The following is a 26191-nucleotide window of genomic DNA, read 5'->3' on the forward strand; positions in this document are numbered from 1 at the left end:
GCGAGAACATCGACCGGTTACTGCATACCGTCGGACGAACCATCACGGACGAGCACCGTGCGGCGCTCACGAGAACCACGGACGCCGAGCGGCGCATCACCGCGATCCTCACCGCCTATCTCGCCGAATGGGAGTCACGACGCGCCGAGATGCGCTCCGACGCAGAGTACGTAGACGATGCTCTCGCGGTGCTCACTCGACTGCGCAACGACGGATTACCCGCATACGAGGACGAGTTCTTCCGGCTACTCAACGACCAATCGAGCCGCAACATCGGAGAGCTGGCCCGCGCGATCCGCAGGGCACCGGGCGAGATCCGTTCCCGTATCGAGCCGGTGAACGAATCGCTCCGGCGTTCTCCGTTCGACACCGACCGGACTCTGCGGATCGATGTGAAGGATCGGCGTTCGCCTGCCGCGGCCGATTTCCTCGCGGAACTGCAGCGCATTGTCAGCGGCTCGTTCAAGGAAGAGGACCGGGTCGCCGCCGAGCAACGGTTCGAACAGATGGAGCGGATCCTCGAACGCCTCGACTCGGGCGAACCCGCCGACCGGCGCTGGCGGCAGTTGGTACTGGACACCCGCCTGCACGTCGGCTTCATCGGAGTCGAGGTCGACGGGGAGGGCGTGGACGTCAATTTCCACGACTCCAGCTCCGGCCTGTCGGGTGGGCAGGCCCAGAAACTGGTGTTCTTCTGTCTCGCCGCCGCCCTGCGCTATCAGCTGGCGGCATCGGGGGAAGAGTTGCCGCGCTACGGCACGGTGATCCTCGACGAGGCATTCGACCGTGCAGATCCTGCGTACACGCGGCGAGCACTCGACGTGTTCACCCGATTCGGTTTCCATATGGTGCTCGCGACGCCGCTGAAGTTGCTGCAAACCCTCGACGATTACATTGATGGGGTGGCCGCGGTGAGCATCAGGGACAAGAAGTACTCGCAGCTGGCCTTGTTGCCGATCCGCAGCGCGGAGGAGCCCCGCGAGTGAGTACAGTGTGCGTGCCGCCGTCAGCCGTAAGTACCAGGGCAGAGACGGCCTACCGGAATCGTCGCAGCAAGTGGGTGGCCGATCCAATTGCAGCCGAATCCGATTCACTGTCGATTGCGTTGCACCCACCCTCGGAACGGCAGGTCGCGGAGGATCCCGACGCCGTGGTCGCATGGGTGCGCGCCTGGCAGATGCACCGCGGAATCGGTCGCGTGCACTGGGAGACGCGGCGCTGGCCGAGCTTCGGCACGCAGGATGTGCCGGTGCGGGTCGTGTTTGCAGGTCCCGGTGAGATTGCCGCCGCGGCAGGCCGGATGTCCGAATGGCACAGGCTCACCGCCCGGCGGGTGCAGTTGGTGGAGATTCTGGCACCCGGTACCCCCGCGCTTGCCGACGCGATCGGCTCGACGCTTTCACGGTGGCTCGAACTCGGCGAAGCCGACTTCGTGCGCCTTGTCGGCGTGGTCCGGTGGCTGGCCGACCATCCGGCTTCGGACGTTTTCATTCGGCAGCTTCCGGTGCCCGGTGTGGATACCAAGTGGATTTCGCGGCATCGCGGACTGGTCGAGGTACTTCTCGAAGGCGCTGTGGGGAATCGTGACCTCGGTGTGCGTTCGGTGCCTCGATTGTGCGAAATTGCGGTTTGTGACCGCACCTTGCTACCCACGGCACCGCGACATTGTGCAGCGCCGCTGGACGAGCTCGCCGAGTTGCCGCTCCACCCGGAGCGCATACTGGTCCTCGAGAACAAAGAGGGCCTCCATGCGCTGCCTGATCTGCCGGGCACCGTGGCCGTACACGGCAGTGGTTACGCAGTGCACGAACTGGCCGCACTATCCTGGCTCGCCGACTCGGATGTCGTTTACTGGGGTGATCTCGACACGCACGGCTTCGTGATTCTCGACCGTTTCCGCGCTTACCTGCCTGACGTGCGCAGTTTCCTCATGGACCTCCACACCCTGGAAGCGTGGAGTGCTCTCGCGGTAGAGGAACCGTCCCCCAGCTCGCACGTGCCGATGCGACTGACGCCCGCGGAAAATGAGGTCTTCACGCGGTTGCGCGTGGAACGACTCCGCCTCGAGCAGGAGCGGATTCCGTGGCCGCACGTGATGGAGGAACTTGCCCGCGCCTTCACCGGCGCGATCGGACATGATCGAGACTCGACCAGGATGGATCCGACCGCGCTTGGAGAAGGAGTCTCATGACCGAACCGGCCCTCCGCTCACCTCTCGAGATCGTGGCGCGACTGACCGTCGAGGAGAGGGCGTCGCTCACCAGCGGCCTCGACTTCTGGCACACCGAACCGGTTGCGCGCGAGAACATCCCCTCGATCATGCTCACCGACGGGCCGCACGGTGTGCGGAAGCAGACCGCCGAGGGCGACCATCTCGGTCTGCACTCGTCCGTGCCCGCGACCTGCTTCCCGCCTGCCGTCGCGCTGGGGTGTTCCTTCGACCCGGAGTTGCTCGAGCGCGTCGGCGCGGCGTTGGGCGCGGAGGCCCGCGCACTGCAGGTCGGTGTCCTGCTCGGGCCCGGTATCAACATCAAGCGCTCCCCATTGTGCGGCCGGAACTTCGAGTACCTGTCGGAAGATCCGCTGCTCTCGGGTGTTCTGGGCGCTGCGCTCGTGCACGGCATGCAGTCGCAGGGTGTCGGTGCGTCACTCAAGCACTTCGCGGCGAACAATCAGGAGACCGACCGGATGCGGGTCTCCGCCGACGTCGACCCGCGGCCACTGCGGGAGATCTATCTGCGTGCTTTCGAGCGGGTCGTGCGCGACGCGCAGCCGTGGACGGTGATGTGCTCGTACAACCGGATCAACGGGGTGTACTCGTCCCGTAACCCGTGGCTGCTCACCGACGTCCTGCGCGGCGAGTGGGGTTTCGAGGGTCTGGTGGTGAGCGACTGGGGTGCTGTCGACGACCGCGTCGCGTCCCTCGCGGCAGGTCTGGATCTCGAGATGCCGTCCACAGGAGGTCGAACGGACGCCGAGATCGTCGCGGCGGTACGGGCGGGCACGGTCGACGAATCGGTCCTCGACACGGCAGCCGCGCGGGTGATCGAACTGGTGCAGAAGGCCGTCGCTGCGTCCGATCCCGGCGCGACCTTCGACGCCGATGCCCATCACGCCCTCGCACGCGAGGTGGCCGCGCAGAGCATCGTGCTGCTCCGCAACGAGAACGACCTGCTCCCCCTCGCCAGCGACGCGAACATTGCGGTGATCGGCGAACTGGCCCGCACGCCGCGCTACCAGGGCGCTGGATCGTCCCGGATCGAACCGACGCGCCTCGACAACGCGCTCGACGAGATCCGGTCGCTGTCCGGCCGGGACGTTCCCTTCGCCGCCGGTTACGCGCTCGACGGATCGGACTCGGCCGAACTCGTCGATGAGGCAGTGAAGCGTGCCGCAGACGCCGATATCGCGGTCGTGTTCCTCGGTGTACCCGCCGAACTCGAATCCGAAGGTTTCGACCGCGACGACCTTGAACTCCCGCAGCGTCAAACCGCGCTGCTCGATGCTGTGCTGACGGCGAACCCGAACGTCGTCGTCGTGTTGTCGAACGGCGGTGTCGTGCGGCTCAGTGGTTTCGCCGACCGTGTTCCTGCGATCGTGGAAGGGTGGCTGCTCGGGCAGGCCGGTGGGGGCGCCGTCGCCGACGTGCTCTACGGGCACGTGAATCCGAGCGGACGCCTCGCGGAGACCGTCCCGATCCGGCTCGAGGACACCCCGGCGCACACGAACTTCCCGGGCGAACACGGCCACGTGCGGTACGGAGAAGGATTGTTCGTCGGATACCGCTCGTACGACGCGCGTCGCCTCGACGTGTCCTTCCCCTTCGGTCACGGCTTGTCGTACACGACGTTCGAATACTCCGATGCCGCTGTGGAATCCGACGGCGATCTCACGGTGCACGTCACCGTCACCAACACGGGTGGGCGTGCGGGCGCCGAGGTCGTGCAGGTGTACGCCGGTGCACCCGGTTCGTCCGTTGCTCGGGCGCCGCGAGAGTTGAAGGGCTTCACCAAGGTCCGTCTGGATTCCGGCGAATCGCAACGTGTGGCCGTGAGTATCCGACGCGACGACCTCGCCTACTGGGACACCCGCGTCGATTCCTGGGTGGTCGAAGGTGGCACGTACAGCATCGACATCGGTGCGTCGAGCCGCGACATCCGGCAGACGCTCACCGTCGACATGACGGGCGACGCGGTGCGAATTCCGCTGACGATGGAATCCTCTCTCGGAGAACTGTTCCAGAACCCCGCGGCCGCCGAGATCGTCCTGCAGACGTTCGGTTCGCTCGGCGGCGAGGTCGGGGTCGACGAGAGTGTTCTGAAGATGGCAGCGTCGATGCCGCTCGGTCGCCTCGCCGGATTCGCTCCAGGGGTCGAGCCGGAGCAGATCCAGCAGCTTCTCGATGTGGTCAACCAGCAGGAGTGAAGGCAGAGCCGGTCACGAACCGGCGGTGAGGAGCACCTTCAACGCACCGGTTTCGCCGGCGCGAGAGAACACGTCGTAGGCCTGTTCGAACTCGTCGAGCGCGAACCGGTGCGTGATCATCGGCGACGTGTCGAGCTGACCACTGCTCACGAGACCGATCAGTGTGGGCGTCGAGTAGGTGTCGACCAGGCCGGTGGTGATCGTCAGGTTCTTGATCCAGATGTCCTCGAGGTGCAGGGTCGCAGGTTTGCCGTGCACGCCGATGTTCGCGACGTGTCCGCACGGCCGAGCGAGCGCGACCGCCTGTTCGAACGTCTCCGGATAGCCGACGGCCTCCATCGTGACGTCTGCGCCGAGACCTCCAGTGAGATCGCGAACGACCGTCGCGACGTCGTCGCGACCGCTGTTGACCACGATGTTCGCCCCGAATGCCTTCGCCGCGTCGAGCCGGCTGTCGGCGAGGTCGACGGCGACGATGCGGCTCGGACTGAACAGTCGTGCGGCGAGGATCGCGGCGAGTCCGATGGGTCCGGCTCCGATGATGACGACGACGTCCGCCGGCCGGAGACGGCCGTTGAGTACGCCGACCTCGTAGGAGGTGGGCAGGATGTCGGCGAGCATGAGCATCTGTTCGTCGCTCACGCCGTCGGGAATGCGGTGGGTCGAATTGTCGGCGTACGGAACTCGGACCAGTTCGGCCTGGGTGCCGTCGATCAGGTGCCCGAGGATCCAGCCGCCGCCTCCGAGGCACTGCCCGTACCGGCTCTCGCGACAGAAGCGGCACGTACCGCACGCGGTGATACACGAGACGAGCACTCGGTCGCCGGGAGCGAGTGTCTGCACTCCGTCCCCCACCTCGACCACGGTGCCGACGGCCTCGTGGCCGAGGATCCGGCCGTCGGTCACCTCGGGCACATCCCCTCCGAGGATGTGCAGGTCGGTGCCGCAGATGGTGACCGCGTCGACCCGCACTATCGCGTCCGTACTGTCCTGGATGGTTGCGTCGGGAACGTCCTCCCAGGATCGCTTCCCCGGCCCGTGGAACACCAGTGCCTTCATGATCTGACCTCCGTACACGGATTCGGCCCTGTTCCAAGGATGACATGAGGGACACTGCGATCGGAATCGTTCGGAGGGGGTGAAAAATTCACCTCGACAGTGGGACATGTCCGGATTCGTGACACCACCACAGAGTCCCCTGCTCTTTGGGGGACCACCGATCCCGAAAGCAGACGATCGATGAAGACACTCGCAACCTCACTCGTGGCTGTGGTCGTACTGGCCGCTTCGGCGTGCAGTTCCGATACCACCGAGCCCGAATCCACACCGTCGCCGACCTCCTCCGATCAAGCTCAGCCCGAGTACGTGGCCGAGCTGGAATCGACCGTCGAGCAGTTGATGCGCGACAACGCCATTCCCGGCGCGGTGGTCCAGATCAGCTCCCCCGACCGCGGCGACTGGACCGGCACGTTCGGCACGTCCGCCCTCGACACCGACGATCCGATCTCCGCCGACGATCATTTCCGGATCGGGAGCAACACGAAGACGATGACGGTCACCGCCATCCTGCAGCTGGTGCAGGAAGGTCGCCTGTCGCTCGACGACCCGATATCTAAGTACATCGACGGTGTCCCGAACGGCGACACCATCACCCTCGCGCAGCTCGCCGAGATGCGGAGCGGCCTGTACAGCTACACCTTCGATCCGGATTTCAACGCGACACTGGACCGCGAACCCGAGAAGGTGTGGACGCAGGAGGAACTGCTGCAGATCGCGTTCGCCCAGCCGGTGAACTTCTCGCCCGGCGAACAGTTCGAATACAGCAACACCAACACGGTGCTCCTCGGACTCGTCGTGGAGGAACTGACCGGCATGCCGGTCGCTGAGGCGTTCGACGAGCGGATCTTCGCTCCGCTCGGATTGGCGAACACCTCGTTCCCGGCGATCGAGGACGCCTCGATCCCGGATCCGCATCCGCGGGGCTACATGTTCGGCACCAACGTCTCCACCATCGATACCTTCGAATTGCCGGACGACCAGCAGGCCGCAGCGGTCGCCGGAACACTGAAGCCGAATGACGTGACCGACGACAATCCCTCCTGGGCGTGGACCGCGGGCGCCGCAATCTCCACCGTCGACGACATGACCACTTATGTGAAGGCACTGGTCGGCGGCGGTCTGCTCGATGAGCAGATGCAGAATACCCGGCTCGACAGCGTGCAGTCGGTGGGCGGGGGAACCGCCGGATACGGACTCGGCATGGCGCAGTTCGGTCCCCTGCTCGGGCACGACGGTCAGCTTCCCGGCTTCATGACCTTCATGGGACACGACCCCGACACCGACCTGACGATCGTCATCGCCACGAATCTGTCGACGGTGCCGTCGGGTGAAGGTTCGGCGCTGACCCTCGTCAAGGGCATCCTGCCGATCTTCTACGGCTCCGATTATCAGGCGCCGAGCGATCCGGCACGCGCTCCCGGAGCGGAGGAAAGCACTCCCGTGCCGACGCCGGGAGGCTGATCGTACCGGCGTCCGGTGGGCGAGCACGGCCGCGTCACGTGGTTGTCCACAGGCATTCGTGTTCTCCACAGACCGAGGCGATCGGGGTGCGACGGCCCCGGATCGGGTCCGGCCGTGCCCGAAGATCGGGTCCATGACCCGACAGGTGTGGACGAGGGCGATGCTCGCCGAGGCCGGCATATCGGATCGTGCGGTGCGCACACGGCTCCGGCACGGCGGGCTCGTCAGGATCGCTCGCGGCACGTACATGACACGAGAGGACGTCGACGCCCTCGGCCCCGTGGGAGTTCATCTCGCCCGGGCACGCCTCGTCGGCTCCCGCTTCGACGCCGACGAGGCGCTCAGTCATGTGACGGCCGCGGTCGTCCACGGCCTCGACGTGTGGGACGCGCCGCTGAGACGGATCCACGTCACGCGCCCACCGACGCGCAGCTGCCGGGTGAGCGACGACCTGCACATCCACACCTCCGACCTGGACGGCGACGTCGTCGACGTGGACGGTCTGCGCGTCACGTCGCTCGCTCGTACCGTCGTCGACGTCGCACGCACGCTGTCGCGTCCGCGTGCTCTCGTCATCGGCGATTCGGCGTTGCGTGCGGATCCGACGGCGCATCTCGACCTGCCCCGGATCCTTGCTGCATGTCGAGGTAGGACCGGGATCGTCGCGGCGGAGTCGGTGGCGCGCTTCATCGACGGCCGGAGCGAGAGTGTCGGGGAGTCGCTGTCGCGGCTGCACATGATCGAGGCGGGTCTACCGATGCCCGACCTGCAGCACGAGATCGTCGTTCGTGACGGACGCCGGTACCGCGTGGACTTCTTGTGGCGCGAACTCGGCATCGTCGGCGAGTTCGACGGTGCCGGAAAGTACACCGAGCGCCACGATCTGCTCGCTGAGAAGGAGCGTGAGGATGCGCTACGGGATCTCGGGCTGGAGGTGATCCGCTGGAACTGGGCGGAGCTGTCGCGATTCCACGTCGTCGTCGATCGGTTCGAGCGCGCACGTCGTCGGCAGCAGGCACGTCGGGCTGCTCTGGAGCGCGAAACGGTCATCGGCGCGCGCTACAACCCGCTCCGATGACCGCTTCGCGCTCCGCTATACCGTCTTCAGACCGAGAGAGTCGCGCAGGGTCGAGCCGGGATACTCGGTCCGGAACAGGCCGCGACGCTGCAGTTCCGGGACGACGAGGTCGACGAAGTCGTCGAGGGAATCCGGATAGGCGGGGCACATGAGGTTGAAGCCGTCGCAGGCACCCGCGGCGAACCATTCCTCGATGCTGTCGGCGACGGTCTCGGGAGTACCGATCATCGTCGCGTGACCACCACCCGCGGCGAGGTAGCCGAGCAGTTCGCGCAGGGTGGGACGGCGGGTCTCGATGATGCGCTGCACCGTCGCGTAGCGCCCCTGCGGCCCGGTGAACTCCTCAATGGGTGGCAGGTCGTCGACGGGAGCGTCGAGGTCGTGGCCGGTGTAGTCCTGACCCGTGAACACGCCGAGCTGGGTGATGGCAGCATCTACGTCGAGGAGCGCATCGAGTTCCGTCTTCTTCGCCCACGCCTCCTCCTCGCTGCGACCGACGTAGGTGACGAGCCCGGGCAGGATGGCGACCGTACCGGGATCCCTGCCGGCCGCGGCGATCCGCGCGCGCAGGTCGGTGGCGTACTCGAGCGCCGCAGTGATGTCCCACGCGACGGAGTAGACGGCCTCGGCGTGGCGGGCCGCCAGGTTGCGCCCGGTCTCCGACGCCCCCGCCTGGAACAGCACGGGTCGGCCTTGCGGGCACCGCGGCACGGTCAGGGGACCGTCGACGCGGAAGTGCTTGCCCCGGTGATGGATCGGACGGATCGCGGAGGAGTCCAGGAACCTGCCGCCGGCCCGGTCGACGAGGACACCGCCGTCGTCCCACGAATCCCACAGTGCGCAGAGCACTTCGATGAACTCTTCCGCCCGGGCATATCGCTCCGTGTGCGGCGGGAGCGCGTCGAATCCGTGGTTGCGCGCTTCCTCGTCGAACATCGAGGTGACGATGTTGGCTCCTACGCGGCCACCACTGATGTGGTCGAGTGAGGCCAGCATCCGTGCCGCGTGGAACGGCGTGAAGAAGCTTGCAGAAACGGTGGTGACCAGACCGATGCGCTCGGTCGCGCGGGCCATCGCCGACAGTGCGGTGAGCGGTTCGAGGAACCAGGTGGTGCCCGCTGTGTACTTCGGGTTGACGCTGTGACCGTCGGCGAAGAACACCGCGTCGAGACATCCGCGTTCGGCGGTGCGTGCGAGTTCCTCGAAATACGTGATGTCGCCGATGCGTTCGGCCGCGGAGTCGGGATGCCGCCATGCCGACGAGTGGTGCCCGACGCCGTAGAGGAAGGCGTTGAGGTGGAGGGTGCGTGGTCCGGTCATCAGTTCATCACCAGTCCCCCGTCGACCACCAGGTTCTGCCCGGTGACGGCCCGCGACCAGTCGGAGGCGAAGAACAGCACCGCGGCCGCGAAATCCTCGGGGGTGGTGACCTTCCGCAGCGGCGTCGACGACGCGATGAGGTCGAACACCGCTTCGGGGGTCGCCGACGATGCGTCGGTCGTGCGCAGCAGACCACCGGAGACCATGTTGACGCGGATCCCGTCGGGGCCGAGGTCGGCGGCGAAGGTGCGGGTCAGCGACAGCAGCGCGGCCTTGGCGGCGGTGTAGTCGTGGTACGGGACGACGGGGTGCTGGAACAGGTTGGTGCCGATGTTGACGACGCTGCCGCCGCCGGCTTCCCGCATGCCCGGCAGCGCGGCCTGGATGACGTTGACGGCACCACCGACGACCCCGTCGAACTGGGCACCGAATTCGGCGTATCCGATCTCGTCCGCCTTGACGCGGGCGTCGCCGTTGAACGAGAAGTCGGGCAGGGCGTTGTTGACGACCGTGGTGACGGGTCGCCCGAAGTGCTCGCGGGCCCGCGCGAACAGCGACTCGACCTCGGCGCGGTCGGTGACATCGGCCTTCAGCGCGACGGCCCGCTCGGGTCCGATCTTGTCGGCCAGTTCGTGAGCGCCCTCGCCGCTGCGCCGGTAATCGAGAACGACGGCGGCTCCTTCGTCGGCGAACGCCTGCGCGATGCTGTGGCCGAGGCCGCGCCCGGCACCGGTGACGAGGACGACCTGGTTCTGCAATGACATCTTCTGTGCCTTCCCTGTGTCGGGAAGGGTGCGTGAGGGCGACAGACCTGTGGCCCGGCGCCGGCTCGGCATCCCTTCGCTCGCATAATCGAGATCAGGTTCGACGGGTGTTCTCTCAGCCGTGTCCGGCACCCCGTGTCGAGTCCTGCGCACAGGTTACACCTCGGGATCTCGACCCCGTCGAGACTGTCGGCGTCGGCATTCATCGGATCGTCACATCACCGACCCGGGAACTTAGCTCAGATCGGCGTTAAAATGAGCCTTTCCTGCCCCGACCCGTGAAAGGAGATTCCGACGCACACGCCGGCCCCCTACAACGCTCCCTACGTCTCCCTTTCCCAGCAGGTCGGAGACGCCCCGCCGTTCGACCGTGCCCCGGTCCGCGGACCCGCGCGCCACGAGGACGTCGTATGGTTCGAGGATCGCTACGCGATCCCCATCACCACCACGACGCCCGACGAAGCGCAGATCGAGGACGTACTGCTCCTGCGCCGCGCCCTCGACCGGGCGCACATCGACTACCTGCTCGTCCGCGACGACAGCGACCGCCCGATCCTGGCGATCGACCGTGCCGATCGGAAGAGATTGCGTGCCGCGCTCGCCGAGGGATGCGCCGACGAGCCGTTCTACTCGAAGGCTGTCGGCTCCAAGCGACGCCCGGTTCCGGTGGCGGACGGTCGGCTCTCGCGCGACAGGAAGGACCGGGTGTTCCGGCTGTTCCGCCCGCGCGTCGAGCTGACCAGCGGGTTGCGGTACGGCGCGTCGAACGGTGTGGACATCGAGCTGTGGACCTACACCGACGACGAGGTGATCATGCCTCGTCCGAACGCCCTCACCCGCACGGTCGCCCTGCGCGACGAGATGCGCCGGACGACGGTCGAGCGGTACGGACAGCTGTGGCCCACGATCGAGGGCATGTTCGACCGCCACCCCGGCGACATCCCGTTCGAGATCGACCTCGTGTTCTCGTGGGTGGACGGGTCGTCGAAGTCGTTCCAGGCCAAGCGCGCAAAGCTGATGCAGAACTACGTCGTCGGCGAAGGTGACGACACGCCGGCGCGCTACCGGCAGATCAACGAACTCAAGTACGCCCTGCGTTCGGTCCACATGTACGCGCCGTGGGTGCGGCGGATCTTCGTCGCCACCGACTCGCCGCGACCGGCGTGGCTCGCCGACGACCCGCGTGTGACGTTCGTGCGGAGCGAGGAGTTCTTCGCCGACCCGTCAGCGCTGCCCACCTACAACTCGATGGCGGTCGAGTCGCAACTGCACCACATCCCGGGGCTGTCCGAGCACTTCCTGTACTCGAACGACGACATGTTCTTCGGTCGCCGGGTGAGCCCGAGCCTGTTCTTCTCCGGCGGGGGTGTCAGCAAGTTCATCGAGTGCGACGTGCGGATCGGGCTGGGTCGGAACGACCCGTCGCGCAGCGGATTCGAGAACTCCGCCCGCATGAACCGCAAGCTCCTGCAGGATCGCTTCGGGGTCACCATCACTCGGCACCTCGAACACACCCCGGTCCCGTTGCGCAGGTCGATCATGGCGGAGATGGAACGCGAGTTCGGGGACGAGTTCGCTGCGACGGCGGCGAGCCCGTTCCGGGCGGCCGACAACATCTCGGTGACGAACTCCTTCTACCACTACTACACGCTGCTGACCGGCCGCGCGGTGCAGCAGACCACGGCGAAGGTGGAGTACGTCGACACCACTGTGAAGTCCGGTCTGCGACATCTGGACACGATCCTGGCGCGCCGCAATCTCGACCTGTTCTGCCTCAACGACGGCAGCACGCCCGAGGTCGACCTGGAGCTGCGCACCGCGAAGGTCACGCAGTTCCTGGAGCGGTACTACCCGATCCCGGCACCCTGGGAGACCGGCCACCCGGGCCGACCGGACGTCGGTTAGATCCGAACGGTGAGGTCGGGGTTCTCGGGGATGCGGATGCCGGCTTCGGCCAGACGCCGCGCCGCGTCCTCGGCCGTGTGGGGCTGCCCGGCGGTGGCGTAACTTCCGCTGGGCACCACGGAGTGCACGATCGTGTCGGGATAGACGTGCACGAGGTTGAAACCCTGCGCGCCGTCGTGCCCGCGCTGCGAACCGACCGGGACGTTCAGGTCCTGCGTGTAGCAGGTCGACGAGGCGACGGACACCGGGATGCCCGCGAACGTGGCCGAGGTCGAGTAGTGCAGGTGACCGCCGAGGATGGCGCGGACATCGGTGCCGCGCAGCACTTCGGCGAGACCGGCCTGGTCGCGCAGTTCGACGAGGACAGCCATGTCGAACACGCTCGGCACGGGCGGATGATGCAGTGCGAGAACGGTACCGAACGGGACGGGTGTCGAGAGTTCGTCGGCGAGCCAGGCGAGCTGGTCGTCGGTCACCTCACCGTGGTGATGGCCCGGGACCGAGGTGTCGAGGCTGACGATCCGAAGTCCGCCCACGGTGTGGACGGCGTCGATCGGTGCGCCGAGAGGCGCTTCGTCGAGCAGCTCTTCACGGAAGGTCGCGCGGTCGTCGTGGTTGCCCATCGCCCACACGATCTCGGCGTCGAGCGCTGCGGCCAGTGGTTCGACGAGTCCGCGGAGCTTGCGGTAGGCGTCGGGCTGGCCGCGATCGGCGAGGTCGCCGGTGAACACCAGGGCGTCGGGTCGGACCCGGGAGGCACGGATGTCGTCGAGGATCAGGCCGAGGCGGGTGTCGGCGTCGACGGTGCCGTAGAGGAGTTCGTCTCCACCGACGAGGTGGGTGTCGGTGAGGTGGAGCAGCGTGTGCGAAGGTCTGGGGTATTCGGCAATTCGTTCAGGGGCCGGAGAACTGCCCATGATTTCTCACTTCCATTCGCCCGTTTCGGGGCACTTCGTCGCTTTCAACGGTAGCGAGTGTATTTCTACGGCTCCACGACTTCCGGCGCACATAGAGACCCCGAACCTGCGGAGAACAGTCCGTTACTACGTGGTGACCTGCGGAAACGAACAATCCGACCTTCATCGGTGATCTGGATCATAATTCTGATCGACAGGAGCACCGGTACCCAGCGCATCCCGCAGCACGGTGTCGATCTCGTCGCTCGGGTACATCGGGAGGGTGTGATGGGTACCGGCGGTGAGGGTGCCATCCGAGCAGATCGTCGAGCAGGGAATCCACGAAGAGCTGGTGCGTCGCAGCGGCCGCTATGGGCGGTTCTGGGAGACGTCGGTCGGGGTGGCTTCATCGATCCGCGCATAGTGAGCGAACACGGATACTCGGCAGAACCTCGCCTGTGGCCTTTCTGCGGCGTTTCGGCACCCGCACGGGCTGCGACGATCGACTCATGGGCGATCCACCTATACTCACGACCGCGACACTGACGGAATCCGGCATGTCCGACAACGACATCCGCAGAGCAACCAGGGCCGGAGACCTCGTCCGCCTCGGACGCGGTATGTTCTTGCACCGATCGGACGTCGAGGCGCTCGGCGAGGTCGGGGTGCACCGGGTCCGGGCACGGCATCTCGGTCGGCAACTCTCCGCAGGATCGGTCCTGAGCCACGTCTCTGCGGCGTCCCTTCATGGGCTGGATCTGTGGAAGGCCTCGCTCGAACACGTACACGTCTCCAGGCCACCGCACCGGCACGGGCGGATGACGTCGCAGATCCACGTGCACCCGACCGAAGTCGGTGACGACGTCGTTCTCCTCGACGGCCTGCCGGTGACATCGGTCGCCCGGACGGTCGTCGACCTCGCCCGGACGTTGCCGAGAGATCAGGCCGTCGTCGTGGGTGACTCGGCTCTGCGACTGTATCCGGACGCCGCGGCGGACTTGCTCCGGGTGCTCGCCGGATCCGGACACAGGCACGGTCTCGCGAAGGCCCGCGCCGTCGTTCCGTTCCTGGACGGTCGGAGCGAGAGTGCAGGAGAGTCGCTGTCGCGTCTACGTATTGCGGAGGCGGGCCTCCCGCGGCCGATCCTCCAGTACGAGATCGTGGGTGGAAACGGTCGACGCTATCGCGTCGACTTCTTCTGGGAGAACGGCATCGTCGGAGAGTTCGACGGACGGATCAAGTATTCCGCTCCGCGCGACGTGTTCGACGAGAAGCTCCGGCAGGACGCGATCCGCGACGCGGGCTACGAGGTGGTGCGCTGGACCTGGGCGGAACTCGAGCGGTTCGACGTCGTGGCGGAGAGACTGCGGCAAGCTGCGCGTCGTGCTGCGAAGCTGACGCGGTGAACCGGGGCTCGCCCCGCGTGTTGCGGTAGCGAACCCCGGTTCGGCGCGCGAACTACACCGCAGCCGGCTGCTTCACGGGGACGACGACGGGCTCCGGCGCCGTGATCGCGGGGACCGGGCTGCGCACCAGCGCCACGGTCACGTACGCGACCAGCGAGACGAGGAAGCCGATGAAGGTCGTCCAGCCGTCGACGCTCGAGGTGACCAGAGAGTTCGGGATGTACAGCAGGGTGTTGTCGACGCCGTAGATCGTCGGGGTGAGGACGAAGAAGCCGGCGCGCACCGTGATACCGGCGATCGCTGCGGCAGCCACAGCGCGACCGTCACCGCGCGACCAGAACAGTCCGAGGATGAACGGCACTACCAGCGAGGCGAGCAGCAGGTCGAAGGTGAGGGTGAGCAGGATGCCGGTCTGCGGGACCCGCAGCGCGACGAGGGCACCGAAGGCAGCCATCGGCAGCATGAGCAGGCGAGTGGCCTTCATGACGTCCGACGACATCGCGGCGTTCTCGCCGCCTACGCGGAAGACGTTGCGCACCAGAACCGTCGCGGTGGACAGCAGCACACCACTGATCGTGGTCAGCGAAGCCGTCACCAGACCGGAGAGCACAAGGATCGACAACCACTGCGGCGTGTACTCGCCCAGCAGAACGTAGAGGATCGGGGCGTCGGCTGCGCTGTCACCGACGATCGACACGGCAGCAAGGGCCACGAAGGACAGCGGCACACACAGGACGAGAATGCCGGTCGCCGCAGAGAAGCAGGCGCGCTGCGCAGCGATCGGGGACTTGGCGGAGAACACGCGCTGCATCAGGTCGATCGCGACGAGGTTGCCGAGACCGAGAGCGACGATGGTGGCCCAGTTGACCGCGGCCCCCTGCGCCGGATCGGTGAGCTGTCCGAGATCGCCGATGCCGAGGCCGTCCCCGTGGGTGAAGCCGGGTCCGAAGGCCGTCCACACGAGGAGCGAGACGATACCGACGGCCATGATCGCGAACTGGACCATGCCGGTGTAGACGCTGGCGAACATGCCGCCGGCCACCGTGTAGGCGAGCACGAACGGGATGATCACCAGCACCGCCGCCGTGTAGTTCAGGCCGAGGAAGTACTGGAGCAGGTAGCCCAGGGCGACGAGGTTGCCGGCGAGGAGGATGCCGAAGCTGCCGACCGTGAGCACGGACGCGGTGATCTCGGTGCCGCGGCCGAAGCGGCGGGCGAAGAACTCGGGCAGGGTCACGACGCCCGTCGCGCGTAGGCGCTTCGCGAAGAACAGTCCGACGAGCAGCACGCTCGATGCGACACCCAGCGGCATCGCCGCACCCGCCCAGAATCCGAATCCGGCCGCGAGGTCGGCGGAACCGAGGGTCGCGTTGGAATCGATGACCTGCGACATGAGCAGGACGGCAAGGACAGGGGCACCGAGCGAGCGACCTGCGAGAAGAAAGTTCCCGGCCTGTCCGCGGACCTTGCGGGTGGAGTAGAAGCCGGCCCCGAGGAGAACGACGAGGCACACGGCGACACCGATGATGATCATGGCTGCTCCGTATGGAGAGGGTCAGACGGCAGGAGCGCTGCGTTGGGCTTCGCGTCCGAGCGAGTAGAGGGGGCGTGCATTGTCGGGAAGGGTGATCTCGCCCGCGGCGAGCCGCTTGCGGAGATAGGTGAAGCTCTGGGCCGTCTGGGCGAACAGGTGCTCGCCGGCAGTGACTCCGCCGTAGCGCGGTCCGTCGGCGTCGACGAACCTCTCCAGCGGGTCGACCCGGGTGTCGTGATCGACGTTGAAGAACAAGGGGAACGAGTAACGTTCCTCGGCAACCTTACGCACCCGATGTGACGTCGCTGTAAATACTCCGTTGGTCCAGATCTCCAGCAGGTCACCGATATTCAGGACGAAGGCATCCTCGCGGTAGGGCACGTCGATCCAGTCGCCGTCGGCGTTGAGGACCTCGAGTCCCGGTGCCGTGGGGAGCAGAAGAGTGAACACCTCGTAGTCGGTGTGGGCACCGATGCCGGGACGGTCCGAGGCGTCGGGATCGTAGGGATAGTGGATCATTCGAAGCTGAGCAGGCGGCGTGGTCACATAGCGGTCGAACCGATCCGCCGCCTCGCCGAGTGCTTCGGCAAAGGCACGCAACAACACACGTCCCAGAGCGAAGACGGATTCGTAGTACGCATTCACAGGCTCGTCGAAGTCCGTCAGGTCGGGCCACTGGTTCGGGCCGAGCAGCGGGTTGCCGGCGAGATACTCGGGATGATCGGACGGAAGGTCGATCGACAGGTCGAATGCTTCCTTGTGGTCCGGTGTGGCTCCGGCGAACACTTCCTCACCGGGCGGCACGTAGCCGCGGTGGTTGGTGGAATTACCAATGTACACATCCATTTTCGCGTCGTCGGGAAGAGCGAAGAAGCGTTCGGCCGCGTCCTTCAATCCGTCGACGAGGATGGGGTCGACTCCGTGTCCGACGATCTGCGCGAAGCCGACTTCTCGCGCGGCGCGCCCGAGTTCGGCGACGACGGCGTCGCGTCCGGTTTCGTCGCCGGACACCAGCGCATGCACATCGACGATGGGAATACTCGTGAACGTCATGTGTCACCCCTCGGGGTCGGGTGGACGGAACGCCACCGACGGGTGATGGACGTTCCGTCGAATGTTGTGTCTCGGGTGCGGATCTCGTGACCGAAGACGGGGTGGAGATTGCGCCCGCTTCGGTACGGGAGGGTCGATGCGGAGATGGCCCACCGGCTGTCTTCGATGCGACCCACCGCGATCTCGCAGTCCAGCAACGCTCGGGCATCCGACACCGTCGCTGCGCCGAGGATCTGTTCGACGAGGGGTTCGGATCCGAGCGCGTGATCGCGACTCCGCCCGAATGCGAAGCACTCTCCGACCCGCACGAGCACTGCGGTCGCTCCGGTCTCGACGTCCTCGAGTAGGTACTCCTCGATGTCGGGCGAGACATCCATGATGCGCCAGTGCTCGGTGTACTCCTCGAACACACCGTGTTCGACGAGGGTGTCGGTGTCGAGGGCCTCCAGGGTGCCGGCGTCGGGTGTCGGTCCGAGCGGATGGAACGACACGGCCCGTTCCCATTCGACATGGTTGCTGCTGTCGAGCAGTCGGCCGGCGAATCCGTCCTGGCTCGCGAGAGCGACGAGGTCGTCGATCTCCATCTCGGCGAGAGTAGAGGCCGTCACCGTCGGCAGTGTCGCCGGTCGTCGCAGGTCGCAGTACAACCGCTCACCCTGCAGCCACGTGACGCGGGTGGTGGTGTCCGGGATTGCTCCCGGCCGAGCCAACAGTGTTCGCTCGAAACGGGTTCCCACCGGACGGATCCGTTCGGCGGCCGTCATACGCCGTCCGCCTTCCACCGCGCGCGTTCCTGGCCGAAGGCGACGGACTGCGTCGCCTGGAACCCGCTGATCGAAGCAGCGTTGTCCGCGAGGAACTTCCGGTGCTCGGTCAGGGAGAATGTGCCGTCGGTGATCTCCACTCCCCCACCGCGACCCGCAGCGAGATCCGCTCGCAGATCGAGCAGTTCGTCGGGGTCGACGGGGTACCACGAGATGCGGTCGAAGAAGCGCAGCAGCCACGGGGTGCCGTCCTCGAATGGGCCGGCCGGCTGCGGGTGCCGGTGGTTCCACACCTGGGTGGTGCGGCCGACGAACTGGTAGCCGCCGGGGCCTTCCATGCCGTAGATGCACAGGTAGGCGCCGCCGATGCCCACGGCGTTCTCGGGGGTCCAGGTGCGCGCGGGGTTGTACTTGGTGGTGACGAGACGGTGCCGCGGGTCGAGCGGCGTCGCGACCGGGGCGCCGAGGTAGACGTCGCCGAGGCCGAGGACCATGTAGTCGGCGGCGAAGACCGTGTCGAAGACGTCGGCGACGGTGTCGAGGCCGTTCATGCGGCGGATGAACTCGATGTTCCACGGGCACCACGGGGCGTCGGAGCGCACGCCGTGCATGTAGCGCTGGATGGCCTCGCGGGTCGCCGGGTCGTCCCAGGACAGCGGGAGTCGTACCTGCCGGCTGGGGACTTCGAGTTCGTCGCTGTCGCCGATGGTGTCCTCGACCTCGCCGAGCAGGCCGAGCAGGGTCGGCACGGGCAGGACGTCGGGGTCGACCTTGACCTGCAGCGACCGGATTCCCGGGGTGAGTTCGAGCAGACCCGCAGGACGGTCGGCCTCGAGGCGCTGGTGCAGCGCGTGCACGCGGGCCCGCAGCGCCAGGTCGAGGGTCATGTCGCCGTACTCGATGAGGACGTTGTCGTCGCCGCTACGGCGGTAGGTGACGGCGGTGTGGCCGTCACGGCGGGTGAGCACTCCGTCGTCACCGTCGCCACCGGCCGAGGTGACCAGCGACAGTCCGGCGCGACGCGCGACGCCGAGTTCGCGGCGGGACGCGGTGTGCTGCGACTTCACGGGCACGAACCGGACCGTGTTGCCGGGAGCGAGTTGGCCGAGCTTCCAACGGTCGGCGGCCACGACGGTCACCGGGCACACGAACCCGCCGAGGCTGGGACCGTCGGGGCCGAGCAGGATCGGGGTGTCGCCAGTGAAGTCGAGTGCGCCGACGGAGTAGGCGTTGTCGTGGATGTTCGACGGGTGCAGGCCCGCCTCGCCACCGTCGGTGCGCGCCCATTCGGGCTTGGGGCCGATGAGCCGCACGCCGGTGCGGTCGGAGTTGAAGTGCACCTCGTAGTCGGTGGCGTAGAGGGCATCGATGTCGGCACGGGTGAAGAATTCCGGTGCGCCGTGCGGACCTTCGGTGACCGCAATCTCCCAGCGCGTGCTCAGTGCGGGCACGTGCTCGGACGGGACCGGGGCGCTCGCGCCGGGAGCGTTCTCCCCGACGACGAGGACGTCACCCTCGCGCAGCGTGCGCCCCTCGTGACCGCCGAACGTTCCGAGCGTGAAGGTCGCTGCGCTGCCCAGGAATTCGGGAACGTCGAGACCACCGCGAATGAGGACGTAGACGCGCAACCCCGGCCCGGAGACAGCTCCGACGTCGAGCAGGCCGCCCGCCGGGACGGTGACCGGGCGCCACTGCGGGACGGCGGCCCCGTCGACGCGCACGGTGACGGGCGCACCCGTCACGCACACCTCGGTTTCCTCCGTGAACCGCAGGGCGGGGCCGGCCATGGCGGTCTCGAGACCGGGGGTGCCCTCGTCGTTGCCGAGCGCGACGTTGCCGAGGCGGAACGACAGGTCGTCCATCGGGCCCGAGGGTGGCACACCGATCTGCCAGTAACCGGTGCGTCCGGGATAGTCCTGGACGGTCGTGAGCATTCCGGGACGTTCGACGGTGATCTTCGTGGTCATGACTACCTCATTCCCCGCGGGTGACGATCATGCGGACCGGCGTGGGGTCGAAGCCGTTGCACGGGTTGTTGATCTGAGGGCAGTTGGAGACGAGGACGAGCACGTCGCGCTCGGCGCGGATTGCGAGTCGCTTGCCGGGTGCGGACAGGCCGTCGACGATGCCGAGGGTGCCGTCGGCCTCGACCGGCACGTTCATGAAGAAGTTGATGTTGGAGACGAGGTCGCGCTTGCCCAGTCCCCACTTGGTGCCTTCGATGAGGAAGTTCTCGACGCAGGCGTGCTGGTGCTTGGTGTGGTGCCCGTAGCGGAGGGTGTTGGACTCCTGCGAGCAGGCACCGCCGACGGTGTCGTGGTTGCCCACCTCGTCGGCGACGAGCGTCATCAGCGGCTCACCGTCGGCGTCGCGTAACACCGAACCGGTGGACAGGAAGAGGTTCCGCTGGGCGGCCACGGTGGCAGCGGCACTGTAGCGGCGGGTGTGGTCGGCGGCGTCGTAGACGAGGGTGTCGACCGCCTGGTTGCCGTGCAGGTCGACGATGGTGAGTACGTCGCCGGCGGCGACGACGGCCGACCACGGGCCACGGAGTCCGACGATCTCGTCGAGGACGACGCGACCGGGAACGAGGGCGAGGTCTGCGGTGTCGGCGGTGATGGTCATCGGTGGATCTCCGTTTCGGACGTGGCGGCGGCCCAGGCGTCGTCGGTGTTGAGCACGGCGCGCTGGCACTCGGGGTCGGTGTTCGGCAGCGAGTTCAGTTCGCCGGGTGCTCGCCAGGCGAGGACTTCGAGGCTGCCGGTGGTGAACTCGGGATTCGGATCGAGCGGGTGTGCGGTGTTGGCGATCAGGGCGATCACCGGCAGGTGGATCAGCAGGTCGACGGCGGCACCGGGACCGGCGTTGCCGGTGCTGACGAGGCTGCCGTCCTCCTCGACGCGGACACCGTGGAAGAAGGACAGTGAGGGCGGCAGGTCGCGCGGTTGCAGGTCGTGCTTGGCGGCGGCGACGGTGAACAGTTCGCGACCCGCAGGAGAGCTCGAATGGAGCGATCCCTCACCGTATTTCGCAGTGTTCCCCGCGACGTGGGTGGTGCCGCACAGCGCGTCGTGGCGTCCGGAGGTGTCGGCGACGATCGTGGCGAGGACGCGGCCCTGATCGGAGAGCAGTGGGTGCCCGACACCGAGATAGGCCTGCCACGGCACCTTCACCGTGTCGGCGACGTTGAGCCGTTCGTGCGGGGCGTCGGCGCGGAACAGGAGGATGTTGGCGCAGGCGGTGCCGTGGACGTCCCGCAGGCGCAGGCGGGTGCCGCGGGCGAGGACCTTGCTGGTGTAGCGGCCACCGGGGACGGTCTCGGCCCAGGTCATCGACGCTGCGCGACCGCTGGGCGGAGCCGGCCACGACGATGCCGGGACGATCGGCATGGCGTCGGTGACGGTTCCTGCCTGCGCTCGGGCATGGGCACGAGCAGCGTGCGTGGTGGCGGTCGCGAGGGTCTCGGTCATGGTGCTCCGATCGGCGGTCCGGGGAAACTGTCGATCGACAGTTTTCCCATCGCGCATCTTCGGGGAATGTCCATGGCGTAACGAGTCCGTGACGCGTGTTTCGTACGTGTGACAAAAACTTCACGCACGAAGACAGTGGCGCTGCAGCACCTTTCGTCGTGTCACAGTGGAGGCGTGACCCATGCAGGACCAGGACGCCCCCGCCTCCACGCCCCGCGACGGCCCGGGCCGACCGCGCGTGCCGAGATCCTCGACGCCGCCGCGGAGCTGTTCACCACCCGCGGGTTCTCCCCCACATCGACACGCACGATCGCCGAGGCCGTGGGGATCCGGCAGGCATCGCTGTACAACCACTTCGCGACGAAGAACGACATCCTCGTCGCGTTGCTCGAGGACACCGTCGAACCGACCCTCGACTTCGACGACAATCTCGACCCCGCGCTGCCGCCCGAGGTGCGCCTGTGCACACTCGCCTGGTTCGACACGGCTCAGTTGTCCGCGGGCAGATGGAATCTCGGTGCGCTCTACCACCTTCCGGAGGTTCGCACCGAACCGTTCGATCGGTTCCGGGAGGAACGTCGGCACCTGATGGAGCGCTACCGGACCCTGGCGGCGCAGATCGTGGGCGACGGCGATCCTCGCACCCATCTGCCGTTCCGGGTCGTCGAATCGGTCATCGGCATGCGAGCCGACGACGGCGACGTCGACGCCGGGCTCCCCGAAGCGCTGGCGACGGCATCGCTGACGGTGCTCGGTGTCAGCGACCTTGCGGCAGTGACGAGCGCGGCCCGGGCACTCGTGGTGGGGGTTCCCGGCTACCTGCTGGGCTCGATGAACCCGCCGGCTCGGCCACCCGCGTGAAACGCAGGGCGGGATCGTCGACCGGTTCGCGGCGCAGCCGTCTGCGGTCGAGATAGTAGTTCTGCTCCATCGACCACGGGCCGCCTTCCCCGGATGTGGGGAACACGTCGGCCGAGCGCCGGAGATAGTTCGACGTGAGGTCCCAGAACGGCCCTCCGCCGACGGCCGGATCGTCGCAGATCGGGGTGACGACGTCGTAGCCCTGGTCGTCCATGTGGTCGAGCAACCGGCACAGATGATGGCCGGTGAGGTCGACCTTGAGGGTCCACGACGAGTTGGTGTAGCCGAACGCGAAGGCGAAGTTCGGCACGCCGGTGAGCATCGTCGCCTTGTAGGTGACGCATTCGTGCCAGTCGACCGGGACGCCGTCGACGTCGACTTCGATCCTCCCGAACGGCACCAGTTTCAGGCCGGTCGCGGTGACGATGACGTCGGCCTCGATCTCGCGCCCCGATTCGAGGGCGATCCCCGTGGGCGTGAACCGGGCGATCCGATCGGTGACCACCGACGCCTCGCCGGTGGCGATGGCGTGGAAGAGGTCACCGTCGGTCGCGACGCACAGGCGCTGATCCCACGGGTCGTAGGACGGGTTGAAGTGCACGTCGACGGGATAGTCGTCGGGCAGCACGCTCGTCATCCGAAGGCGCAGGAGACGGCGGAAAAGGTTCGGCGCCCGGCGACTCGTCCGGTACATCTCGTGCAGCATCCGGATGCTCAGGGAACGGACGGCGCGGTCGGCCGCCGCTGTCGGGAGTGCACGTCGCAGCGCGTTGGCGACCTTGTTCTCCTTCGGCCACCCCAGGACGTAGGACGGAGAGCGCTGCAGCATCGTCACGTGCTCGGCGACGCCGGCCAGGGCGGGAATGAGCGTCACCGCGGTGGCGCCACTGCCGATGACGACGACGCGTTTGCCCGCACAGTCGAGAGCCTCGGGCCAGTGCTGGGGATGGACGATCGTGCCGCGGAAGTCGTCGCTGCCCTCGAACTCCGGGCTGTACCCCTCGTCGTAGTCGTAGTAGCCGGTCGCGGAGAAGAAGAACGAGCAGGTCACCGTAAGCATGGTGTCGTCGCTCGTGCGCAGGAGCGTGACCGTCCACCTGCCGGTATCGGACGAGAAGGACGCGCCGACGACGCGGTGCCCGAGGTGCAGGTAGGGAGGGAGTCCGTGTTCGTCCACCGTCTCGTGGAGATAGCCGAGGATCTCGCCGCCTCCGGCGTACGCATGCTTCTTCCGCCACGGCTTGAACTCGTACCCGAGGGTGTGGAGGTCGGAGTCGGAGCGCACGCCGGGATATCGGAACAGGTCCCACGTGCCACCGAGCGCGTCACGCGCCTCGACGATCGCGAAGCTCGTCCCCGGTCTCTTCGTCTTCAGGTGGTAGGCCGTGCCGATGCCGGAGATACCGGCACCGACGATCAGGACATCCACCTCGGCGGGCACGCTCCCGCCGGGTTCGACTGCGGTCATGTTCGCTCGACTCCGTCCTTCGGCGGGGTTCGTTCGATGCGCGGAGCTATCGCGGTCGATCACTCCCGGGGGATGTCGCCCGGCGTGCGGTCGGCACCTTCGAGCACGTTCACCTCGTGCTTGTCGCTACCCGGACCCACGTGCGCCTCGGCACGCATCCGCTCGACCATGTCGGGATAGTGCAGCTCGAAGGCGGGACGCTCCGAGCGGATCCGCGGCAGCTCGTAGAAGTTGTGCCGCGGCGGCGGGCAGGTCGTCGCCCATTCGAGCGAGTTGCCGTAACCCCACGGGTCGTCGACCGTGACGACCTGGCCGTAGCGGTAGCTCTTGAAGACGTTCCACAGGAACGGCAGCGTCGACGCGCCCACGACGAAGGCCCCGATCGTCGAGATGGTGTTCAAGGTGGTGAACCCGTCGGAGGGCAGGTAGTCGGCGTAGCGACGCGGCATGCCCTCGTTACCGAGCCAGTGCTGCACCAGGAAGGTGGTGTGGAAACCGATGAAGGTCAGCCAGAAGTGCCAGCGGCCGAGCTGCTCGTCCATCATCCTGCCGGTCATCTTCGGGAACCAGAAGTAGATGCCGGCGTAGGTCGCGAACACGATGGTGCCGAAGAGCACGTAGTGGAAGTGCGCGACCACGAAGTACGAGTCGTGCAGGTGGAAGTCCAGCGGCGGGCTCGCGAGGATGACACCGGTCAGGCCACCGAAGAGGAAGGTCACGATGAAGCCGACCGCGAACAGCATCGGCGTCTCGAAGGTGATCTGGCCCTTCCACATCGTGCCGATCCAGTTGAAGAACTTCACGCCCGTCGGGACGGCGATCAGGAAGGTCATGAACGAGAAGTACGGCAGCAGCACGGCGCCGGTGGCGTACATGTGGTGCGCCCACACCGCGATGGAGAGCGCGGCGATGGCAATGGTCGCGTACACGAGGCCGCTGTATCCGAAGATCGGCTTGCGGGAGAAGACCGGGAAGATCTCCGAGACGATGCCGAAGAACGGCAGCGCGATGACGTACACCTCGGGGTGACCGAAGAACCAGAACAGGTGCTGGAAGAGCAGCACACCGCCGGTCGCGGGGTCGTAGATGTTGCCGCCGATCACCCGATCGACGAAGGCACCCATGAAGGCCGCGGCGAGCAGCGGGAAGACGAGGAGCACGAGGATCATCGTGATGAAGATGTTCCAGGTGAAGATCGGCATTCGGAACATGGTCATGCCGGGCGCGCGCATGCACACCACGGTGGTGATCATGTTGACGCCGCCGAGGATGGTACCGAGACCCATGACGATCAGGCCGAGGAACCACAGATTGCCGCCGATCCCCGGCGAATGGATCTCGTCGGCGAGCGGCATGTAGGACGTCCAGCCGAAATCGGCAGCGCCGCCGGGCGTGATGAATCCGAAGGCGACCGTGAGTGCGCCGAAGAGGAAGAGCCAGTAGCTGAAGGCGTTCAGGCGCGGGAAGGCGACGTCGGGGGCACCGATCTGCAGCGGCAGGATGTAGTTCGCGAAACCGAAGACGACCGGCGTGGCGTACATCAGCAGCATGATGCCGCCGTGGTTGGTGAACAGCTGGTTGTACTGCTCGTTCGACAGGAACTGCAGCCCGGGCACCGCGAGCTCCGCGCGCATCAGCAGGGCGAGCAGACCACCGAACAGGAAGAACGCGAACGAGGTGAAGATGTACATCAGCCCGAGCGTCTTCGGGTCCGTGGTGGTGATCAGGTCATGGAGGACCGCCCCCTTGGACTTCGCTCGCGGTGGATAGGGCCGCGTGGGCTTGACGGGAGCGACAACCGCGTTCATCGGGCCTCCTCGAGCCGCCGTGAGGCGGCAACGGTGCGGCGCGGACGGGATCGACGGCGCACGGCGATCACCACCCGCGATGCTGCAGGTGAACTCAGAGTAGGCGTTCCACCTCACACGCGCACCGGGTTCGCGGACCGAATTGTGACGCGACGACGAGCGACCCGAACGACTCGTGTACGGCGAAGAGAACGTGTTCTCCATATATCCGAGGTAGCCATGGCAGAGACCGTCCAGCAGGCACTCCGTGACCTGTTCGAGAACAACACCGCGGCCGTCGTCCACGCGATCGCCGGGGCCGGGCTCGCGGGCTTCCCGCTCGTCGGCCTCAACAACACCCGACGCGGTGAGGGTCTGGCACGCGACATCCTGCGTGCGGACTGCCAGATCCTGCTGACCGATGCCGAGCACGCCCCTCTGCTGGACGGCCTGGATCTCGGCGACGTCGCCGTCTTCGACGTCGCGAGCCCCGAGTGGCGGGCGCTCGTCGACGGGGCCTGTCCGCTCGAGCCGTACCGGAAGGTCGGGCCCACCATCCGTTCATGTTGATCTTCACCTCGGGGACGAGCGACGATCCGAAGCCGGTGATGCTCGCCCACATGATGGTGTTGTTCTCGGGCAGCACGCTCGTCCCGCAGTTCTCGATCACGAGCGACGACGTAATCTACCTGTCGATGCCGTTGTTCCACTCCAACGCGATCCTCACCGGGTGGCCTACAAGGACGCGGACGGCTGGATCTACCTCGCCGGTCGCACGGCCGACTGGATGCGCGTGGACGGCGAGAACCTCGCCGCCGCCCCTATCATGACCGCGATCGTGCTGCGCGACGAGACGTCGCTCGTACCCGAGGAATTCGAGAAGGAAGGACCCACAGCGGGCGACGGCGTGCTGTGAGTCCGCGAGAAGGAGAAGTACGTC

General features: G+C 66.8%; 24 protein-coding genes and 1 riboswitch. Of the genes, 12 read left to right on the forward strand and 12 right to left on the reverse strand.

The features are described 5' to 3' along the window. From AC6CID_RS23585 to AC6CID_RS23595, 3 genes are all read left to right on the forward strand, one after another. Window positions 1-986: SbcC/MukB-like Walker B domain-containing protein (locus AC6CID_RS23585; protein WP_498354575.1), on the forward strand; the 986-nt coding region annotated here is incomplete at its 5' end. Between the two features lie 11 nt (window positions 987-997). After that, the gene (locus AC6CID_RS23590) at window positions 998-2191 is read left to right on the forward strand and encodes a DUF3322 domain-containing protein (RefSeq protein ID WP_231782095.1); all 1194 of its coding nucleotides are present in this window, start codon (window positions 998-1000) and stop codon (window positions 2189-2191) included. Beyond that, window positions 2188-4425 carry a glycoside hydrolase family 3 C-terminal domain-containing protein gene (locus AC6CID_RS23595; protein ID WP_498354576.1) on the forward strand — a complete coding sequence of 746 codons (2238 nt, stop codon included), beginning with the start codon at window positions 2188-2190 and terminating at the stop codon, window positions 4423-4425. Before AC6CID_RS23590 ends, AC6CID_RS23595 begins: the two co-directional genes overlap by 4 nt. 12 nt (window positions 4426-4437) lie before the next feature. On the opposite strand, the gene AC6CID_RS23600 is transcribed toward AC6CID_RS23595, so the two are convergent. Then, complete coding sequence (locus AC6CID_RS23600; RefSeq protein ID WP_498354577.1) at window positions 4438-5484, reverse strand: zinc-dependent alcohol dehydrogenase family protein; 1047 nt, start codon at window positions 5482-5484, stop codon at window positions 4438-4440. Window positions 5485-5664: 180 nt separating this feature from the next. Here AC6CID_RS23600 and AC6CID_RS23605 point away from each other — a divergent pair, with 180 nt between their 5' ends. Together AC6CID_RS23605 and AC6CID_RS23610 are read left to right on the forward strand one after the other, a co-directional pair. Beyond that, the gene (locus tag AC6CID_RS23605; protein WP_220665992.1) at window positions 5665-6945 is read left to right on the forward strand and encodes a serine hydrolase domain-containing protein; all 1281 of its coding nucleotides are present in this window, start codon (window positions 5665-5667) and stop codon (window positions 6943-6945) included. Window positions 6946-7078: 133 nt separating this feature from the next. Further along, window positions 7079-8023, forward strand: a complete 945-nt coding sequence (locus tag AC6CID_RS23610) for a type IV toxin-antitoxin system AbiEi family antitoxin domain-containing protein (RefSeq protein WP_498354578.1) — start codon at window positions 7079-7081, stop codon at window positions 8021-8023. A 15-nt stretch (window positions 8024-8038) separates the two neighbouring features. Here the strand turns inward: AC6CID_RS23610 and AC6CID_RS23615 are convergent, their stop codons facing one another. Further along, window positions 8039-9343, reverse strand: coding sequence for an LLM class flavin-dependent oxidoreductase (locus AC6CID_RS23615; protein ID WP_498354579.1), 1305 nt, complete (start codon window positions 9341-9343; stop codon window positions 8039-8041). Beyond that, complete coding sequence (locus AC6CID_RS23620) at window positions 9343-10107, reverse strand: 3-oxoacyl-ACP reductase (protein ID WP_363888450.1); 765 nt, start codon at window positions 10105-10107, stop codon at window positions 9343-9345. The genes AC6CID_RS23615 and AC6CID_RS23620 overlap by 1 nt, the downstream gene beginning before the upstream one ends. A gap of 54 nt (window positions 10108-10161) precedes the next feature. Beyond that, window positions 10162-10253, reverse strand: a riboswitch (TPP riboswitch). Window positions 10254-10539: 286 nt separating this feature from the next. On the opposite strand from AC6CID_RS23620, the gene AC6CID_RS23625 reads away from it, so the two are divergent. Then, window positions 10540-12012 (forward strand): stealth family protein, encoded by a 1473-nt coding sequence (locus AC6CID_RS23625; protein WP_064060099.1) that lies wholly within the window; start codon window positions 10540-10542, stop codon window positions 12010-12012. On the opposite strand, the gene AC6CID_RS23630 is transcribed toward AC6CID_RS23625, so the two are convergent. After that, window positions 12009-12929 (reverse strand): phosphodiesterase, encoded by a 921-nt coding sequence (locus tag AC6CID_RS23630; RefSeq protein ID WP_064060100.1) that lies wholly within the window; start codon window positions 12927-12929, stop codon window positions 12009-12011. The genes AC6CID_RS23625 and AC6CID_RS23630 overlap by 4 nt on opposite strands. A gap of 280 nt (window positions 12930-13209) precedes the next feature. On the opposite strand from AC6CID_RS23630, the gene AC6CID_RS23635 reads away from it, so the two are divergent. Next, window positions 13210-13332 (forward strand): hypothetical protein, encoded by a 123-nt coding sequence (locus AC6CID_RS23635; protein ID WP_498354580.1) that lies wholly within the window; start codon window positions 13210-13212, stop codon window positions 13330-13332. 85 nt (window positions 13333-13417) lie between these two features. Next, window positions 13418-14314, forward strand: a complete 897-nt coding sequence (locus tag AC6CID_RS23640) for a type IV toxin-antitoxin system AbiEi family antitoxin domain-containing protein (RefSeq protein ID WP_037215797.1) — start codon at window positions 13418-13420, stop codon at window positions 14312-14314. Window positions 14315-14366: 52 nt separating this feature from the next. Here the strand turns inward: AC6CID_RS23640 and AC6CID_RS23645 are convergent, their stop codons facing one another. From AC6CID_RS23645 to AC6CID_RS23670, 6 genes are read right to left on the reverse strand one after another with little or no spacing between them, the layout of a single operon-like run. Then, window positions 14367-15848: a high affinity choline transporter 1 gene (locus AC6CID_RS23645; RefSeq protein ID WP_498354581.1), complete on the reverse strand. Its 1482-nt coding sequence runs from the start codon at window positions 15846-15848 to the stop codon at window positions 14367-14369. 21 nt (window positions 15849-15869) lie between these two features. After that, window positions 15870-16901, reverse strand: a complete 1032-nt coding sequence (locus AC6CID_RS23650; RefSeq protein ID WP_094980754.1) for an isopenicillin N synthase family dioxygenase — start codon at window positions 16899-16901, stop codon at window positions 15870-15872. Further along, window positions 16898-17665 (reverse strand): hypothetical protein, encoded by a 768-nt coding sequence (locus AC6CID_RS23655; RefSeq protein WP_498354582.1) that lies wholly within the window; start codon window positions 17663-17665, stop codon window positions 16898-16900. The genes AC6CID_RS23650 and AC6CID_RS23655 overlap by 4 nt, the downstream gene beginning before the upstream one ends. Then, window positions 17662-19632 (reverse strand): 5-oxoprolinase/urea amidolyase family protein, encoded by a 1971-nt coding sequence (locus tag AC6CID_RS23660; RefSeq protein ID WP_006550406.1) that lies wholly within the window; start codon window positions 19630-19632, stop codon window positions 17662-17664. Before AC6CID_RS23660 ends, AC6CID_RS23655 begins: the two co-directional genes overlap by 4 nt. Window positions 19633-19639: 7 nt before the next feature. Next, window positions 19640-20290: an urea amidolyase associated protein UAAP2 gene (locus AC6CID_RS23665; RefSeq protein WP_064060103.1), complete on the reverse strand. Its 651-nt coding sequence runs from the start codon at window positions 20288-20290 to the stop codon at window positions 19640-19642. Next, window positions 20287-21135 carry an urea amidolyase associated protein UAAP1 gene (locus tag AC6CID_RS23670; RefSeq protein WP_024103516.1) on the reverse strand — a complete coding sequence of 283 codons (849 nt, stop codon included), beginning with the start codon at window positions 21133-21135 and terminating at the stop codon, window positions 20287-20289. The genes AC6CID_RS23665 and AC6CID_RS23670 overlap by 4 nt, the downstream gene beginning before the upstream one ends. A 174-nt stretch (window positions 21136-21309) precedes the next feature. Here AC6CID_RS23670 and AC6CID_RS23675 point away from each other — a divergent pair, with 174 nt between their 5' ends. Then, entirely contained in the window at window positions 21310-21996 is a 687-nt protein-coding gene (locus tag AC6CID_RS23675; protein ID WP_071934601.1) for a TetR/AcrR family transcriptional regulator, read from the forward strand. On the opposite strand, the gene AC6CID_RS23680 is transcribed toward AC6CID_RS23675, so the two are convergent. Both AC6CID_RS23680 and ctaD read right to left on the reverse strand, forming a co-directional pair. Beyond that, the gene (locus AC6CID_RS23680; RefSeq protein ID WP_231780917.1) at window positions 21893-23464 is read right to left on the reverse strand and encodes a flavin-containing monooxygenase; all 1572 of its coding nucleotides are present in this window, start codon (window positions 23462-23464) and stop codon (window positions 21893-21895) included. The genes AC6CID_RS23675 and AC6CID_RS23680 overlap by 104 nt on opposite strands. Before the next feature lie 59 nt (window positions 23465-23523). After that, window positions 23524-25272, reverse strand: a complete 1749-nt coding sequence (gene ctaD / locus AC6CID_RS23685; protein WP_065996090.1) for an aa3-type cytochrome oxidase subunit I — start codon at window positions 25270-25272, stop codon at window positions 23524-23526. A 219-nt stretch (window positions 25273-25491) separates the two neighbouring features. On the opposite strand from ctaD, the gene AC6CID_RS23690 reads away from it, so the two are divergent. Genes AC6CID_RS23690 through AC6CID_RS23700 form a run of 3 tightly spaced genes read left to right on the forward strand, consistent with a single transcriptional unit; the run spans window position 25492 to window position 26167 of the window. Then, window positions 25492-25821: a hypothetical protein gene (locus tag AC6CID_RS23690; protein WP_064060106.1), complete on the forward strand. Its 330-nt coding sequence runs from the start codon at window positions 25492-25494 to the stop codon at window positions 25819-25821. Then, on the forward strand, window positions 25815-26081 hold the full coding sequence (locus AC6CID_RS23695; RefSeq protein ID WP_230810126.1) for an AMP-binding protein: 267 nt from the start codon (window positions 25815-25817) through the stop codon (window positions 26079-26081). The genes AC6CID_RS23690 and AC6CID_RS23695 overlap by 7 nt, the downstream gene beginning before the upstream one ends. After that, on the forward strand, window positions 26009-26167 hold the full coding sequence (locus AC6CID_RS23700) for an acyl-CoA synthetase (protein ID WP_498354589.1): 159 nt from the start codon (window positions 26009-26011) through the stop codon (window positions 26165-26167). Before AC6CID_RS23695 ends, AC6CID_RS23700 begins: the two co-directional genes overlap by 73 nt. Window positions 26168-26191 lie beyond the last annotated feature (24 nt).

This window comes from Rhodococcus sp. GQ147 (genome assembly GCF_059759155.1).

Coding starts and splice junctions, on each gene's coding strand:
- AC6CID_RS23620 (WP_363888450.1), bottom strand. CDS start 10,107: ATGTCATTGCAGAACCAGGTCGTCCTCGTCACCGGTGCCGGGCGCGGC.
- AC6CID_RS23665 (WP_064060103.1), bottom strand. CDS start 20,290: ATGACCATCACCGCCGACACCGCAGACCTCGCCCTCGTTCCCGGTCGC.
- AC6CID_RS23600 (WP_498354577.1), bottom strand. CDS start 5,484: ATGAAGGCACTGGTGTTCCACGGGCCGGGGAAGCGATCCTGGGAGGAC.
- AC6CID_RS23605 (WP_220665992.1), top strand. CDS start 5,665: ATGAAGACACTCGCAACCTCACTCGTGGCTGTGGTCGTACTGGCCGCT.
- AC6CID_RS23695 (WP_230810126.1), top strand. CDS start 25,815: ATGTTGATCTTCACCTCGGGGACGAGCGACGATCCGAAGCCGGTGATG.
- AC6CID_RS23670 (WP_024103516.1), bottom strand. CDS start 21,135: ATGACCGAGACCCTCGCGACCGCCACCACGCACGCTGCTCGTGCCCAT.
- AC6CID_RS23680 (WP_231780917.1), bottom strand. CDS start 23,464: ATGACCGCAGTCGAACCCGGCGGGAGCGTGCCCGCCGAGGTGGATGTC.
- AC6CID_RS23595 (WP_498354576.1), top strand. CDS start 2,188: ATGACCGAACCGGCCCTCCGCTCACCTCTCGAGATCGTGGCGCGACTG.
- ctaD (WP_065996090.1), bottom strand. CDS start 25,272: ATGAACGCGGTTGTCGCTCCCGTCAAGCCCACGCGGCCCTATCCACCG.
- AC6CID_RS23655 (WP_498354582.1), bottom strand. CDS start 17,665: ATGACGGCCGCCGAACGGATCCGTCCGGTGGGAACCCGTTTCGAGCGA.
- AC6CID_RS23645 (WP_498354581.1), bottom strand. CDS start 15,848: ATGATCATCATCGGTGTCGCCGTGTGCCTCGTCGTTCTCCTCGGGGCC.
- AC6CID_RS23630 (WP_064060100.1), bottom strand. CDS start 12,929: ATGGGCAGTTCTCCGGCCCCTGAACGAATTGCCGAATACCCCAGACCT.
- AC6CID_RS23640 (WP_037215797.1), top strand. CDS start 13,418: ATGGGCGATCCACCTATACTCACGACCGCGACACTGACGGAATCCGGC.
- AC6CID_RS23615 (WP_498354579.1), bottom strand. CDS start 9,343: ATGACCGGACCACGCACCCTCCACCTCAACGCCTTCCTCTACGGCGTC.
- AC6CID_RS23660 (WP_006550406.1), bottom strand. CDS start 19,632: ATGACCACGAAGATCACCGTCGAACGTCCCGGAATGCTCACGACCGTC.
- AC6CID_RS23690 (WP_064060106.1), top strand. CDS start 25,492: ATGGCAGAGACCGTCCAGCAGGCACTCCGTGACCTGTTCGAGAACAAC.
- AC6CID_RS23650 (WP_094980754.1), bottom strand. CDS start 16,901: ATGACGTTCACGAGTATTCCCATCGTCGATGTGCATGCGCTGGTGTCC.
- AC6CID_RS23610 (WP_498354578.1), top strand. CDS start 7,079: ATGACCCGACAGGTGTGGACGAGGGCGATGCTCGCCGAGGCCGGCATA.